This is a genomic window from Spongisporangium articulatum (genome assembly GCF_044465595.1).
In the GTDB taxonomy this organism is placed as follows: Bacteria; Actinomycetota; Actinomycetes; order Actinomycetales; family Kineosporiaceae; genus Spongisporangium; species Spongisporangium articulatum.
In genome coordinates this window covers 26,738-41,483 of the sequence record NZ_JBITLV010000006.1, presented here as the reverse complement: position 1 = coordinate 41,483, position 14,746 = coordinate 26,738, and the positions used below count along the sequence as shown (strand labels likewise).

The 14,746-nt window shown below is 72.6% G+C and carries 10 protein-coding genes and 1 tRNA gene; 3 read left to right on the top strand and 8 right to left on the bottom strand.

The genetic code is table 11. From position 1 onward, the window contains the following. Positions 1 to 9 precede the first annotated feature (9 nt). From ACIB24_RS17385 to ACIB24_RS17375, 3 genes are all read right to left on the bottom strand, one after another. Positions 10 to 2,529, bottom strand: a complete 2,520-nt coding sequence (locus ACIB24_RS17385; RefSeq protein ID WP_398282963.1) for a CotH kinase family protein — start codon at positions 2,527 to 2,529, stop codon at positions 10 to 12. A 182-nt stretch (positions 2,530 to 2,711) separates the two neighbouring features. Continuing rightward, entirely contained in the window at positions 2,712 to 4,097 is a 1,386-nt protein-coding gene (locus tag ACIB24_RS17380) for an NAD(P)/FAD-dependent oxidoreductase (protein ID WP_398282961.1), read from the bottom strand. Continuing rightward, positions 4,094 to 5,647 (bottom strand): gamma-aminobutyraldehyde dehydrogenase, encoded by a 1,554-nt coding sequence (locus ACIB24_RS17375; RefSeq protein WP_398282959.1) that lies wholly within the window; start codon positions 5,645 to 5,647, stop codon positions 4,094 to 4,096. Before ACIB24_RS17375 ends, ACIB24_RS17380 begins: the two co-directional genes overlap by 4 nt. A gap of 51 nt (positions 5,648 to 5,698) precedes the next feature. Here ACIB24_RS17375 and ACIB24_RS17370 point away from each other — a divergent pair, with 51 nt between their 5' ends. Continuing rightward, positions 5,699 to 6,736, top strand: coding sequence for a hypothetical protein (locus tag ACIB24_RS17370; RefSeq protein WP_398282957.1), 1,038 nt, complete (start codon positions 5,699 to 5,701; stop codon positions 6,734 to 6,736). Here the strand turns inward: ACIB24_RS17370 and ACIB24_RS17365 are convergent. Both ACIB24_RS17365 and ACIB24_RS17360 read right to left on the bottom strand, forming a co-directional pair. Further along, complete coding sequence (locus tag ACIB24_RS17365) at positions 6,733 to 7,356, bottom strand: TetR/AcrR family transcriptional regulator (protein ID WP_398282955.1); 624 nt, start codon at positions 7,354 to 7,356, stop codon at positions 6,733 to 6,735. The genes ACIB24_RS17370 and ACIB24_RS17365 overlap by 4 nt on opposite strands. 139 nt (positions 7,357 to 7,495) lie before the next feature. Then, a tRNA-Val gene (locus ACIB24_RS17360) sits at positions 7,496 to 7,567 on the bottom strand. 120 nt (positions 7,568 to 7,687) lie between these two features. Between ACIB24_RS17360 and ACIB24_RS17355 the strand changes: the two genes are divergently transcribed. Further along, on the top strand, positions 7,688 to 11,503 hold the full coding sequence (locus ACIB24_RS17355) for a diguanylate cyclase domain-containing protein (RefSeq protein ID WP_398282953.1): 3,816 nt from the start codon (positions 7,688 to 7,690) through the stop codon (positions 11,501 to 11,503). Between the two features lie 21 nt (positions 11,504 to 11,524). Here the strand turns inward: ACIB24_RS17355 and ACIB24_RS17350 are convergent, their stop codons facing one another. Further along, a complete protein-coding gene (locus tag ACIB24_RS17350; RefSeq protein ID WP_398282952.1) occupies positions 11,525 to 12,001 on the bottom strand; it encodes a TIGR02611 family protein in 477 nt (158 codons plus the stop codon). A 229-nt stretch (positions 12,002 to 12,230) separates the two neighbouring features. Between ACIB24_RS17350 and ACIB24_RS17345 the strand changes: the two genes are divergently transcribed. Then, positions 12,231 to 12,641, top strand: coding sequence for an SsgA family sporulation/cell division regulator (locus ACIB24_RS17345; RefSeq protein ID WP_398282950.1), 411 nt, complete (start codon positions 12,231 to 12,233; stop codon positions 12,639 to 12,641). Between the two features lie 155 nt (positions 12,642 to 12,796). Here the strand turns inward: ACIB24_RS17345 and ACIB24_RS17340 are convergent, their stop codons facing one another. Further along, positions 12,797 to 13,642, bottom strand: a complete 846-nt coding sequence (locus tag ACIB24_RS17340; RefSeq protein WP_398282948.1) for an aminotransferase class IV — start codon at positions 13,640 to 13,642, stop codon at positions 12,797 to 12,799. After that, positions 13,639 to 14,685 (bottom strand): chorismate-binding protein, encoded by a 1,047-nt coding sequence (locus tag ACIB24_RS17335; protein WP_398282947.1) that lies wholly within the window; start codon positions 14,683 to 14,685, stop codon positions 13,639 to 13,641. Before ACIB24_RS17335 ends, ACIB24_RS17340 begins: the two co-directional genes overlap by 4 nt. Positions 14,686 to 14,746: the final 61 nt, after the last annotated feature.

Below are 14,746 nucleotides of genomic sequence, written 5' to 3'. Positions count from 1 at the left end.
CAGGGCCCGTCAGGGGTTGACCACCGTCCAGGTGAACGTCGCGGTCGCCGGGCTCGCACCGTTGTCGGCGGTGAGGGTCACCGTGTCGACCTCGGGCTTGGTCAACCGGCCGTAGATCACGCCGTCCTTCGCGTAGACGTCCACGCCGCTGGGCAGCTTCTTGGCCGACCAGGTGATCGGCAGCCCGGAGGCGTCGGTGGCCTTCAGCGGGAGGGTGACGACGTCGCCCACGACGTCCCGGCGGTCGGCCACCGGGGTGATCACGGGGATCTGCGGCCCGGCGGCGGGCCCGAAGACGGCCTTCACGGCCGTCGCCTTCGTGACCGGCAGGGTCAGCACCCGGGCGGTGGACGTCGAGGCGCCCGCCCAGCGCAGGAAGACCTGGCCGGGCTTCGGAGTCGCGGTCAGCGTGACGGGGGCCTGCGGGTAGTAGCCACCGGTCCAGGACGGCTTGGCCGCGGTGACCAGCGGGCCGAGGTCGACCGAGTTGACCTGTACGGAACCGGCCGAGGTGTCGTTGACCGAGACCGTCAGCGGCTGCCGGGCCGAGACGCCGAAGTAGCTGCGCACCCAGCCGTCGAACCACGGCGACCGCTGGGCCAGCCAGGAGCGTTGCCCCGACACGTTGCTCTGCCAGGCCATCAGGCTGGGGGCGCCGAGCCACCGCTTGGCGTTCTCGGCCACGTAGGGCTTCATGGCCGCGGCTTGCTGGTCCAGGACGGCGGTGGCGTGCGCGGAGGTCAGCCGGGTGTTCAGCTCGTCGGCCGCCGCGTTGAGGAACACCGCCTTGAACGTCGGGTTCTTCAGCAACGGCCCGATGATGTCGTTGCCCGGCCCGGCGAAGGCCGCGACGTTGTTCAGCTGGGGCGCCGAGATCGAGGCCCCGACCACGCCGGTGTTGCCCTGGGACGTGTCGAAGTCGTGCGGCTGCCACTGCCAGCGACCGCCGTCCACCGTCGGGGCGCGCCAGACGTTGACGTTCTTGCCCGGCCAGTCCCAGTTGAGCGCCCACAGGTGCAGCACCCAGTCGTGGGCGAGGCTGACCGGGTTCAGCTGCGCTACGGCGGCCTGGTAGTTGGCCGGCACGGTCAGGTCCTTGCCGACGACCAGGCGGCGCATCGCCGCGTAGTGCGCCGCGGCGTCCTCACCGTTCTTGACGTCCTGGGTGGAGTAGGCCGGGTCGGAGACGTAGTCGACGTCGTCCTTGTCGGCGCCGGTGTACCGCTCGACGGCCGTCTCGTCGTCCTTCTCGCGCAGCTCCATCAGCCCGTAGTAGGCCCCGTTGACATACGTGGCCACCGGCACCATGCCGTTGCCGAGATTCGGCCCGCCGTAGGCGAGTTCACCCGCCACGGAATCCCTCAGGCGGGTGCCGTAGAAGTCGTTGGACCCGTTGCGCAGCCGGAACTTCTTGTACGACGTCGCCGGCCGCCCCGGGATCAGCTGGGCGCTCACCGACTTCGTCCCGAGCGCGGACTTGAAGCTGACGTCCAGACCCTTCTCGAGCACGCCGGTGCTGCCGGACTGCCCGGGTACGTCGGTCTCGGCGTCCGCGGCGAACAGCGACTTCCCGTCCGGACCGATCATCTGGACGGCGGCCGCCCACTTGGCGTCCTTGGTGCCGGCCGCCTGCGCGGCGGCGTCCGCGGGCGACATGGTCACCAGGACGACGCGCTGCCCGGCCCGGGCCGTCGTCACGCCGCTGCCCACGACGTAGGAGGCGGTGGTCACCGGGCTGCTGATCGCCCCGGTCGCGAACGCGGCCACCCGCAGGCTGCCGGAGGTCTTCATGGCCAGACCGGCGGGCATCACCGGGGAGGCGGCGGTCGGCTCGGAGCCGTCGATCGTGTAGCGCAGAGTGGCGCCGGCCGGGCCCGTGGCGCTCACCGTGAAGGGGGCGTCGTAGAGGCCACCGGGCTGGGAGAGCGTCGGCGCGGCCAGCAGGGTGGCCGACATCGCACCGGAGTTGGCGGCCCCGGCCGTCGGGGCCGCGCAGTACTGCCAGGCGGCGGCGAGCGACGGCGTGGCCCGGCACCACGAGGTGTCGCGCTTGCCCGCCTTGGGCGTCGTCACCGAGTCCAGCTGCGTGCCGTCGGGGGCGGTGAGCAGCACCGGGTCGCCGCCGTCGATGTCGAAGGAGGCGTGCGGCTGCCCACCGAGGACGCGGTCCTTGCCGCTCAGCCAGACCAGGAGGTAGCCACCGGCGGGGACCGTCGTCCCCTGTGGGAGCCGCCAGCGGTAGGGCGAGTTGGTCTTGTTGCTCAGCCCGAAGCCGGAGACGTCGACCGCCGAGCCGGGCGCGGCGAGTTCCACCCAGTCGCTCCGGTCGCCCTCGGAGTCGAGCGCACCCGCCCAGTCGGTCCAATCGACCTCGGAGATGAGCACCGAACCGGGCGCGGCCGCCGCCTGAGCGGTGCTCCACCCGGGGACGACGAGCGCGGTCAGCAACGCCGCCACGGCGGTCGCGGCCCATGCCGCCCGTCGGACCCGACGTCCCTTGCCGGGGTGCTGCTTCGGCCCTCTGGACACGTCCCGCTCCCTCGCTGGGTGTACCGGCCGGTAACAACCGATCCAGCAGTATCCGCACCGGTCGCGTACACCTGTCCACCGCCTCGACGACATGTGACGTAGGGCACGTAACTCTGCGGTGACCAGGGCTGGCGCTCAGTCCACCGTCTGTGCTCAGTCGATCTTCGGTCGACCGGCAGTGATCAGGAGTCGAAGCCCAGCCCCAGGCGGTCGAGCACCCGCAGCCACAGGTTGCGCCGGCCGGTCGCATCGGCGCGGGCCAGGGAGCGGGTGGTGATCCGGATGCCGATCCAGGCGAGGGGTTCCGGCGGGAACGGGACGGGACGGCGCCGGACCATCCGCAGCCGGGTGCGCTCGGTGTCGGCCCCGGCCAGCAGGTCGAGCATCACGTCACCGGCGAACCGGCTGGCCCCGACCCCGAGCCCGGTGAACCCGAGCGCGTACGCCACCCGACCGCGGCGGGCGGTGCCGAAGAACGCGCAGAACCGGGTGCACGTGTCGATCGCGCCGCCCCAGCGGTGCGTGAACCGGACACCGGTCAGTTGCGGGAACGTCTCGTCGAAGTGCCGGGCCAGCACCCGGAACGTCTCCCGCCGGTCCTCGTGTTGCGGGCCGAGTGAGCGGCCGTAGTGGTAGATCGCGTCGTAGCCACCGAACACGATCCGGTCGTCGGCGGTCAGGCGGTAGTAGTGGAACTGGTTGCCCGAGTCGGAGACCCCGGGGCGACCCTCCCAGCCCAGAGCCGAGAGTTGTTCTGCGGTGAGCGGTTCCGTGGCCAGGACGTAGTCGTAGACGGGGACCGTGTGGAACCGCAACCGGCGCAGCAGCGGCCGGTAGGCGTTGGTGGCCAGGGCCACCACCCGGGCGTGGACGACGCCGGTCACCGTCTCGACGTCGACCCCACCGCGCGCCGGGCGCAGGCTCGTGACCGGCGTGCCCTCGACGACCCGCACCCCCAGCGACTCGGCGGCCGCGGCGAGACCCCAGGCCAACCGGGCCGGGTCGACCAGCGCGCACGGGTCGGGCTGCATGCGCCCGGCCAGGTAGGTCGGAGAAGCGAGCCGGCGGCGCACCGCGTCGGCGTCCAGGAAGCCGGGTTCACCGGGTTCGAGGTCGGCGACCTCGTGCGGCCGGGTGGCCACCGACAGCGCGCCGGACAGCTCGAAATCGCAGTCGATGCCGTACTTCTCGATCGTCGCGGCGATGCCGCGCAGGTTCTCCTCGCCCAGCCGGGTCAGGGTGTCGAACTCGTCGGGCCACCGGTCGCGGCCGTTGGTCTCGCCGTGGGTCAGGCTCGCCTCGCAGAACCCGCCGTTGCGGCCGGTCGCCGCGTCGGCGAGGCGGCCGGCCTCGAGCAGGACGACGGAGCGCCCCGGTTCGCGCTCGACCGCCTGCAACGCCGTCCACAGGCCCGTGAAACCGCCGCCGACCACGACGAGGTCGGCGTCCAGGAGTCCGCGCAGGCCGGGGCGCGGAGCCGGCCGGGCCGCCGAGTCCAGCCACAGCGGGACGGGCGCGGCGTCGTCCACCCGGCGGTCGAGCTCGTCGAGCTCGGGCCCCGAGCTCATGACCGGGTCGTGAAGACGACGTCGTGCCAGTCCTTCTGCACCGCGCCGGTCAGCTCGGTCATCACGTGCTTCAGCTGCGTGTAGTCGTCGAGCGAGTAGGCCGACATGTCCTTGCCGTACCCGGACGCCTTGTACCCGCCGTGCGGCATCTCCGAGATGATCGGGATGTGGTCGTTGATCCACACCGTGCCCGCCGCCAGTTCACGCGCGGCCCGGTGGGCGCGGAACACCGACCCGGTCCACGCCGAGGCGGCCAGGCCGAACGGGCAGTCGTTGGCCAGCGCGAGGCCCTCGTCGTCGGTGTCGAACGGGATGGCCACCAGCACCGGCCCGAACACCTCGTCCTGCACGATCGACGAGTCCTGCGCCGCGTCGACGATCAGGGTCGGCTCGTAGAACGCCCCGTCCGCCAGCGCGCCGCCGGGGATCGTGCCCCCGCACACCGCGCGGGCGCCCTCGGCGACGGCCTTCTCGACCATCCCGGCCACCTTGTCCCGTTGCCGGAACGACACCAGCGGCCCGAGGTCGGTGTCCGGGTCGTCCTGCGTCCCGAGCCGGATCCCGCGCATGAGATCGGCCACGCCTGCGACGAATTCGTCGAACACCGAGCGGTGCACGTAGGCGCGGGTGGCCGCCGTGCAGTCCTGCCCGGTGTTGATCAGCGACCCGGCGACCGCACCGTGCACCGCCGCGTCCAGGTCGGCGTCGTCGAACACCACGAAGGGCGCCTTGCCACCCAGTTCCAGGTGCAGCCGGGTCCCGTTCACCGCCGCCAGGCCGGCGATCACCCGGCCGGTGGCGGTCGACCCGGTGAACGACGTCATCGCGAGGTCCGGGCTCGACACCAGCGCCGACCCGACCGCCGGCCCCGTACCGTTCACCACGTTCACCACCCCGGCCGGGATTCCCGCCGCCTCGCAGGCCTCGGCCAGCAGCATCGTGGTCAGCGGCGTGTTCTCCGCCGGCTTCAGCACGATCGTGTTGCCCGCCGCGATCGCGGGCAGCACCTTCCAGACCGCCATCTGCAGCGGGTAGTTCCAGGGCGCGATCGACCCCACGACCCCGATCGGCTCGCGACGGATCGACGACGTGTGGTCGCCGGAGTACTCACCGCTGGCCATCCCGTCGAGCCGCCGGGCCGCCCCCGCGAAGAACTGCACGTTGTCGATCGACCCGGGAACGTCGAACCCGGCTGCCAACCGGCGCGGCTTGCCGGTCTGCAGGCACTCCTGGGTGACCAGCTCGTCCTCACGCGCGGTCAGTTCCGCGGCCAGCGCGTGCAGCGCCCCCGAGCGCTCGGCGGGCGTGGCGCGCGACCACTCCGGGTAGGCCGCCGACGCCGCGGCGACGGCCGCGGCCACCGAGCTCGCGTCGTCCGAGCCGTACGTCCGCACGACGGCACCGGTGGCCGGGTCGATCACGTCGAGCGGTTCCGCGGAACCGCGCCCGAACGAACCCCCGATGTAGTTGCTCGCCTCAGACACCGTGCCTCCTGGATCGACCTGTGAAACGGACCGATTCGCATGCGACGTCCGATTCGGAATGCCCATACTGACCCGTCACGCCGCAGAGCGTGAAGCGCCAAATCTAGAGGGGGAAGCATGCCCACGAAGGCCGTGCACCGGGCACTCGTCCGAGTCGCCGTTCTCGTCGTCGCCGCCGCGTCACTGACCGCCTGGTCCACCGGACCGGCATCGGCCGCTCCGACGACCTACCAGGTGAAGCAGCTGCCGCTGCCGAGCGGCTGGCAGACCGGCACCACCGCGCGCGGCGACGGCGGCAAGTTGCTGGCCGGCGCCGGCCAGGATCCGGACGGCGTCGAGCGCCCGCTGCTGTGGAAGAACGGCAAGGTCTCGGCACTGCCCTCGCCCGGTGGTGTGACCGCCGGCGGTAGCGACGTGAACAGCAAGGGTGTGGTGCTGGCCAACACGCGGCCGACCGACGACGCCTGGCCGCTGCCGTTCGTGGTCACGAAGAAGGGTGGGGTCGTGACGTTGGCCGTACCGCCCGGAGCGAGAACCACGATCGGATACGCGATCAACGACGCAGGACTCGTCGTCGGCTACTCCTACGTCGGCGGCGCATACCACGGCATCGTCTGGTCGATCGCAACACCGAACACCTACCAGGATCTCGGCGCCGGGGACGGCACGCTCTTCTTGACCGGTCTCACAGAGTCGGGTGTCATCGTCGGCACCACCCAGAACGCCCACGGTGACACGCGGGCCCTGCGCGGCACCCTGGCCACTGGGCTGTCCCCTTTGCCCGGCGTCGACACCCACAAGTCGTCGGGTGCGTCCGGCGCGGCCGGGGCGTACGTCTTCGGTACCGGCGCTCTTCCGGGGACCACGGGCGGCTGGGGCATCCTCTGGAACGGTGACACCCCCGTCGCGCTACCGCCGTCGCTGAGGGCCAACGGCCTGAACAGCCAGGGCCTCGTCGCGGGCTACGACGTGTCCACACCACTGTCGGCCACCGCCTGGGCGAACGGCACGTCGTGGGTGCTGCCCGGGGTCGCCGGGCCCGACACGCTTGCCTACAGCACGTTCGTCACCGACGTCTCCGAGACTGGCGTCATCGCCGGGAGCAGCGGCAACGCCGACGGCACCATCGTTCCCGTGGTCTGGAAGCGGGGCTAGGGCGTCGCCAACCGCGGGCAGTCGAGTTCCGTCGCGGCGACGGACAACCACAGCTCGGGCAGGGAACGGCCGACCACGACGCCCGGCGGGGCGAGCAGGGCCATGCCCATCCCTTCCATGAGCAGGGCCAGACGCAGGGCGATGTCGTTGTCGTCGCCGGGCCCGAACGAGCCCTGCGTCTGACCGAGCCGGACGCAGCGGCGGATGAGCGCGACCCACGACCGCGTCAGGCGCGACCGCAGCTCCATCAGGTCGGGGCGGCGGCGCGACTCGACGCCCAGTTCGAGCCACATCGCCCAGTAACCCACCGATTCGTCGGCGTGCAGGGCCAGTTCGACCAGCCCGCGCAGCCGGCTGATGGCGTCGTCGTGGCGGGCCTCGACGACGGCGAACTGCCGGTAGTAGTCGGCGTCCGAGAACTCGAAGGCCGCCAGCAGCACCGCGTCGAGGGTGCCGAAGTAGTAGGAGATGAGCCCCGGGCTGGTCCCGGCCCGCTGGGCGATGTCCCGGACGCGCGTGCGCCCCACGCCCCGTTCCACGATGCAGTCGCGCGTCGCGCGCACCAGCTGCGCGCGCGTCAGCCTGGAGCCGGGCTCCCCCGGCATGTCTCCCCGTGCCACCCGTTCACGGTAGTCCCGAGCTCTGGACGGGCGTCCAGAGCACCGTGTGACTTCGGCCCCGTCCGGCCACCAGGGACTCCACACGAGATCGGCCGGACCATCGAAGGATGATCCGGCCGTATGACCTGCAGTGATGCGGTGGGCGATACTGGGATCGAACCAGTGACCCCCTCGGTGTGAACGAGGTGCTCTCCCGCTGAGCTAATCGCCCGGGATGGACCGTTCCGCGAACTTCCGCAGCCCCGGCCGAGCCCGATCGTAGCGAATCACCCAGGCTGAGAACCAATCGCCCGCACTCAAGGGCGCGTCCTGGACCTCCGACTACAAAACCGTGCTGACCGGTGCGCGCGACCTCAGCCGTCGCCGCGCCGGGCGGGCGCTGCGACGGCGCGGGCTGGCGTCCGTGAGCCCGGTCTGGGCGGTCAGCATCGTCCTGGTGACGCTCATGGTGGCGGCCACGATCGGCGTGGGCACGCTCAGCCTGCGGGCCGCCAAGCAGGACCGGGTCACCGAGCGCGCGCAGATGCTGCAGAAGCTCCTCCAGTACGTGGAGGGTGCCTACGACCCGGCGGCCCTGCTGGCGGACGCGGCCCGAGTGCCCCTGACCCGTGACGACATGCGGGGCAACCGGCGGCTCCTGGCCACGTTCCTGACCAACAGCACGGGTGACCCCGTCACGTCCGTGGCCCTGTACGACCGGAAGGGGCACCTGCTCACGTCACGGCCGTCGGGGGTCACGCCGCCGACGCCGCGGGAGTTGGGCGAGACGTGGCGTCTAGCGGCCGACGGGGCACCGGTGCGGTCGGGTGCGGTCGAGGTGGGCGACGAGACCGGGGTGGCCATGGCCGTGCCCGTCGGCGGCCTGCGCCCGTGGGGCGTCCTGGTGGTCACCCAGGGGTCGCGCAACTCGTCGACGCAACGGTTCGTCAGGGACCTCGGGTCGCTCGGAAAGGGTCCCGGCGGGCTGATTCTCGCCGACTCGGAGGGGACGGCCGTCGCCGCCTGGGACCCGCGACTGCTGAGCCACCGGGTCGTCGATCCGACCGCGATCGACACGCTCGCCGAGGGCACGCTGCGCGTCACCCGCTCCGGCGGCGGCGCCGCCACGACCACCACGATCCTGTACCGCAGCGGCGACTTCACGGTCCTGTTCCGGCAGCGCGACGCCCTGCTGTACCGGGACCTGGAGGCCGGGCAGCGGCAGCGCGACCTGGCCCTGGTCGGCGTCCTCGCCCTGGCCGTCGCGGGTCTCCTGACCGTCACGGTCCGCCGGTTGCGCGAGGCCCGTCGCGACCGGGTCCGCCTGCACGCCCTCCTGTCCGGCGCGCACGACCTCATCCTCGTGGTCGGCTCGGACGGCCGGCTCTCGTTCGTCAGCCCCAACCTGGAGCCGCTGCTCGGGTACGCCGCGGCCGACTGGGCGGGCGCCCGCCTCGACGACTACCTGCACCCGGACGACGTCCCCCGGCTCGAGCGGCTTCTGGCCGACCCCGCGTCGGCGGGTCCCGCGCGCGACGTACGCCTGCTGACGCCGGCCGGCGACTACCGCTGGTTCGACCTGCAGGCCGGCGACGTCTCCAGCGAGAAGCTGCTCACCGGCGTCCTGCTCACCTGTCGCGACACGGGCCAGCGCAAGGAGCTCGAGGACGAACTCTTCGAGCAGGCCCGCCGCGACCCGCTGACCGGGCTGGCCAACCGGGCCGTGCTCGGCCGGGAGCTCGCGACCCGGCTGAGCGGGCGGACCACCCCACGGATCGGCCTCCTGTTCGTCGACCTCGACGGCTTCAAGGGGGTCAACGACGAGCACGGGCACGAGGCGGGCGACCGGTTGCTGGTGGCGCTCGCGGGCCGGCTGCGCCGCCTCACGCGGGACGACGAACTGGTCGCCCGCTACGGCGGGGACGAGTTCGTGCTGGTCCTCGGCGACGGCGACGAACAGACTGCGCGCGAGACGGCCCAACGGGTCGTCGACTCACTCAGCCGGCCGGTCTCCCTGGGCACGGGCCGGATGGTGACGATCGGCGCGAGCGTCGGAGTGGCCGTGGCCGTGCCGGGCCTGCGCTCGGCCGACGCCCTGCTGCGCGCCGCCGACCGCGCCATGTACGAGGCGAAACACGGCCTCGGTCAGGAGAATTCGCACATCGCCGTGGCTCCGGCCGGATGGCTGCTCGACCCGGACCGCGAGTTGCAGTCTCCGGGTGCGCCGCCGATGTTCCCATCGGCGGACGCCCTGATGGGGGGCCTGGTGACGGCGGGCGGCGCCCGCAGCGAGCGGGCCCGGACCCCGGCCCGGGAGAGCGAACCGGCCCGGCAGGGACGGCGGGGCGGTGGCATCCTCCCGGCGCTCGTCGCGACCGGGACGGCGATCGTCGCCGTGGCCGGGATCGGCCTGTGGAGTGCCGCCCAGGCCCAGGGGACGGCCGAGCAGCAGCGCATCGCCGAGCGGTTGGACATCACCGGCCGGGTCGCGGACTACGCGTCGGTGCTGGCCGGCGCCGACCGGCTGCAACGACCGGTCAGCGACGCCCCCTGGGCCCTGGACGGATCGCTGACCGACGTCCTCGTCCTGCAGGCCGTGCTCCAGTCGGACCTGGGCGGCACGGGGGCGCAGGCGGGCCTGTACCGCACGGACGGCACGCTGCTGACCGGCGAGCCCGGGCCGGCGCTGCAGGCCCTGCGGCCGGGAACCGCCAACTTCGCCACGGCCGCCGGGGGCGCCGTCGCCTACGTGCCGTACCTGGAGTCGGCCGGGGTCAGCTTCGCCGCCTACGCCATCCCGATCGAGCGGACGCTCCACGGCGCACGGCGCACGGCCGCCGTCCTGCTGGTCGCGCAACGCCTGGCCGACAGCACGTCGGAGCGGCTGCTGCAGCTCCTCGGTTCGCTCGGGCTCGGTGAAGGCGGCATCTCCTCGGTGCTGCCCAGCGGCATCACGACCCACTCGTGGAGCGAGCACCTGATCGGCCGGCGGGCGGCGACCGCCGCGCAGCTGGCCTCGGTCCGGGCCGGGCATCCGCAACTCCTGGACGACGGGACGGCCAGCGGCCAGGTCACCCTGGCCGCCCGGATGGACATCCCCTCCACCGCCGACCCCGACATGCACAAGTACGTGCTCCTGCAGCAGCCGGCGGCCAGCTTCTACGCCGGCATCCGTGACCGGGGCGTGGAACGCAACGTGGTCCTGCTCGGCGGCGTGCTGCTCTGCCTGCTGGTCATGGGCCTGGGCGGCTGGCAGTGGAGCCGGCAGGAGACCCGCGCCCACCGCCGGTTCAACGCGCTGCTGCGCAACGCCCACGACATCGTGCTGGTGCTCGACCCGGACGACCGCATCGTGTTCGCCAGCTCCGCGATGGACCATCTGCTGGGCCGCGATCCGCACTCCGCGATCGGGCGCTCCTCCCTCGACCTCGTCGTCGGGGAGGACCGGGCCCGGGTGACGGCGTTCCTGGACGGGCGCGCCGGCGATCACCTCCAGGACGTCCGGCTGCTGTCCGACGACGGAGTCGTCGCCTGGTTCGACCTGCACCGCACGGACATGCGCGGCGACCCCGACCTGGACGGCGTGATCGTCACGTGCCAGGAGATCGGCGAACGCAAGGAACTGCGCGACCAACTGGCCTACCTCGTGCTGCACGACGCGCTCACCGGCCTGCCCAACCGGGCCCGGATCCAGGAGGCGCTGACCGAGGTGCTGGACGCGACGTCACCGGGGTGGCCGCGTGGGGGCGCCGGTCGAGGGACCTGGCTGCTGTTCGTGGATCTCGACCGGTTCAAGCCGGTCAACGACACCTTCGGGCACGAGGCGGGCGACGCCGTCCTGCGGGCCGTGGCCCGTCGACTCGGCGAGGCCGTGCAGGACGTCCCGGGGGCCGTGGCCGGGCGGCTGGGCGGCGACGAGTTCGCGCTGCTCCTGCCCGCCATCACCGCCGAGGAGGCACTGCAGGTCGCCGACCGGGTGCTGACCGTCGTCCCCGAGCCCGTACCGCTGTGGACCCTGGAGGGCCGCCCGGCCACGGTCGGGGCCACCGTCGGGCTGGCCCTGGCCGAGCCCGGGGACACCCCGGCGACCCTGTTGGCCCGGGCGGACCGGGCGATGTACCGGGCGAAGGAGGCCGGCCGCGGCCGGTACGCCGTCCACACCGACTGAGGCAGCCTGCGCCCGCTCGGCTCAGTCGAGTTTCGGCAACCAGTCCGGGATGGGGTCCAGCCACGAGTCGGGCACCCAGCCGGGCACCCCGATCACCAGGAACACCGCGTACAGGACGACCACGACCGAGGCGAAGGTCAGCAGGCCGATCAGGATGCGCACCGGCCAGGACTGGTCGCTCACCCAGTCGGTCCACTTCTTCACCTGCGCGCGGGCGAACCGCTCCAGCCGCTGGGCCCAGGTGAACTCGGTGGCCAGCACGGCCAGTCCGATGAACACGATGACCCAGCCGGGCCCCGGGAACGGGATCAGGATCAGGCCGCCGATGACGATCGCGCCGCCTAGCACTCCGACACCGATCCGATACAGCCTGTAAGCATGAGGTCGCTGCCGGACCGATTCCCGCCAGGCCCCGAACCGGGTCAGCGGGTTGTCGTCCGAATCGTGATCCTCGTGCTCGGAAACCGCTTCGGTTCCCCCCTTATGCGAGTCCGTCACGGCCTCTACTCTATGACGCACCGGGTAGGGGTGATTGGCAGAGAGTAGGCATGTCGACCTCCTTCACCCTGTTGCTCGTGCACTATGAGTCAGCACCACCCTTATGGCGGGTTTCGGCTACGCCCGTCTGGGGAAAGCTTCGGCCGTATCCCCCAGGAGAGCCCCCCGAGCCGGTGATCGGTGACCTACAGTCGCCTTGCCGGGAGACAGCAGTGACCGAAGGAGAGAGATGCAGCCGCAAGTTGACGTAGAGGCGTCGGTACAGCTGCGTCTCGTGGTGGCGGACGCCGATGCGGTGCCGCTGCCGGTGAGCCTGCGGTACAGCGCGGCCGACCCCTACGCGGTGCGCGCCGTGTTCTCCGGGGACGGCATGGAGGTCGAGTGGGTCTTCGCCCGCGACCTGCTGCGCACCGGGCTCGTCACCCCGATCGGCGACGGCGACGTGCACGTGTGGCCCTCGTGGGGCACCGGCCGGGAGCTGGTCATGATCTCGCTGACCTCGCCCGACGGGCAGGCCGTGCTGGAGGCCGCCGCGGACGACGTGCGCACCTTCCTCGACCGCACCGCCCTGGTGGTGCCGGACGGCGAGGAGAGCCTGTACCTCGACCTGGACGCCGCGGTGGCGCGCCTGCTCACCTGAGCCCTTCATACCCGTCAGAACGGGCCGGCCCTCCCAGGAGTGCCGGTCCGTTCTGTTTTGCCCGCGCCGACCTCGACCAAGATCACCGGCTGGGTGCAGGGAGTGCGAGTTCGACTCACCATCCGCGCACCCTCGCGATGATCTTGACCTGCGGGTCAGGGGTCGATGCCCTCGGCGGCGCGCCGGTCGTACAGCTCGCGCGCCTTCTCCCCCGCCTCGGTGCGCTCGAGCGGGCGCCCGTCGATCGCCGCCAGGGGCTGGACGCCGCGGGTCGAGCTGGTCAGCAGCACGCCTTCGGCCTCGGCCAGGACGTCGAACGGCAGGTCCTTCTCGACCACCGCCAGGCCCTCCTGACCGGCCCACTCGAGAAACAGCTCCCGGGTGATGCCCGCGAGGCAGCCGGAGCTCAGCGGCGGGGTGAGCAGTTCGCCGTCCAGCACCACCACGACGTTCGAGCCGGTGCCCTCGCACAGCTCGCCGCGGGTGTTGGCCAGCAGCGCCTCGTGCGCGTCGCGCCGGTGCGCCTCGGCCAGAGCCACCACGTTCTCGGCGTAGGAGGTCGTCTTGGCGCCGGCCACGGCCGAGCGCTCGTTGCGGGTCCAGGGCACGGTCACGGCCCGGACCTCGGCCGGCCAGGCGCCCGTCGGCACCACGCCGACGATCAGGGACGGCGCGGCGTCGCCCCGGTCGGAGCCCAGCGGCCCCACGCCCGAGGTGACCGTGATGCGCAGCCGCCCGTGCGTCACCGGGCTGGTCGCGGCCGCGGCGGCCAGGGTCTCCTCGATCGCGGCCCGGATCTCGGTCTCGGTGGGTGTGCTCATCCCGACCAGCGCGGCCGACCGCTCCAGGCGACGCAGGTGCCGGGTGAGCGCGAACGGGCGCCCGTCGTCCACCAGGGCCGTCTCGAAGATGCCGTCCCCGACGGTCAGACCGTGGTCGAGGGCGGATACGCCCGACTCCCCCGGCGCCACGATGCGCCCGTTCACCCACAGAGTCGTCACGGCTGTCCCTGCCTCGCCATCCCGCCGGCCACCCTGACCAGGTGGCGAGCCTTCAGTTCCGTCTCGTCCCACTCGCGTCGCGGATCCGACCCCCAGGTGATGCCGGCGCCCGTCCCGAAGTGCAGGCGCCCGTCGTCCCACCAGAACGTCCGGATCGCGACGGCCAGCCTCGCACATCCGGCGTCCGCATCGACGAATCCGACCAGACCGCAGTACGGCCCGCGCTCGACGGGTTCCAGCGCCCGGATCGCGGTCAGGGCGCTCGACTTCGGCGCTCCCGACACCGAACCCGCCGGGGTCAGCGCCTCGAGGATCGCCCGCCAGCCCGTACCGGGTCGCAGCGTGCCGCTCACGGTCGAGACCAGGTGCACCAGACCCGGGTGGTGCTCGACGGTCAGGAGGGCCGGGACGGCGACCGTGCCCGGTTCGCAGACCCGCTGCAGGTCGTTGCGGACGAGGTCGACGATCATCACGTTCTCGGCCGTGTCCTTGGGCAGCAGCTCGGCCGCCGTGGGGGCGGTTCCCTTGATCGGCGAGCTGGTGAGCTGCAGGCCGTCGCGGGCCAGGCCCAGTTCGGGGGACGCCGTCACGAGCCGGGTCGCCCGGACGTCGCCACTCGCCGGGGCGTCGATCACCCCCGCCCAGGGGGCCGGGTTGTGGTCCGCCAGGGCGGCCGCCAGGGCCCACGGGTCGTCGTCCGGGTGCTGCGGCGTGCTCAGCGTGCGGCAGAGGTTGACCTGGTAGACGTCGCCCTCGCGGATCCGGTCCCGGATCTGCCCGACCGCGCGCTCGTAGGCGGGCCGGTCCAGCGAGGACACCCACGGTTCCCGCGGCGGGAGGGGCGTGGACGACGGGGGCCGGGCGGACGGCGTCCGGTGGTCGAAGCGGTAGAACCGGCGCTCCCCCTCGAAGGTGACCAGCACCGCCCACCAGCCGCCGCTGTCCAGTTCGTCCGGGTCGTCCGTGACGCGCGAGAGTCCGGTGGCCAGGGTGCCGCCGAACCAGGCGGCGGGGCCGCTCGGACGCCGGCCGGGGGTGGTCACAGCCACAAGGTAGCCAGGGCGTGCGCGACACCGGCGATCCGGTTGGACTAGTGCTCGGCGG

Bases quoted from the DNA above. Each gene is read 5' to 3' on its own strand.
- ACIB24_RS17370 (WP_398282957.1), top strand. From the start codon at position 5,699: ATGCCCACGAAGGCCGTGCACCGGGCACTCGTCCGAGTCGCCGTTCTC.
- ACIB24_RS17375 (WP_398282959.1), bottom strand. From the start codon at position 5,647: ATGGGCATTCCGAATCGGACGTCGCATGCGAATCGGTCCGTTTCACAG.
- ACIB24_RS17380 (WP_398282961.1), bottom strand. From the start codon at position 4,097: ATGAGCTCGGGGCCCGAGCTCGACGAGCTCGACCGCCGGGTGGACGAC.
- ACIB24_RS17345 (WP_398282950.1), top strand. From the start codon at position 12,231: ATGCAGCCGCAAGTTGACGTAGAGGCGTCGGTACAGCTGCGTCTCGTG.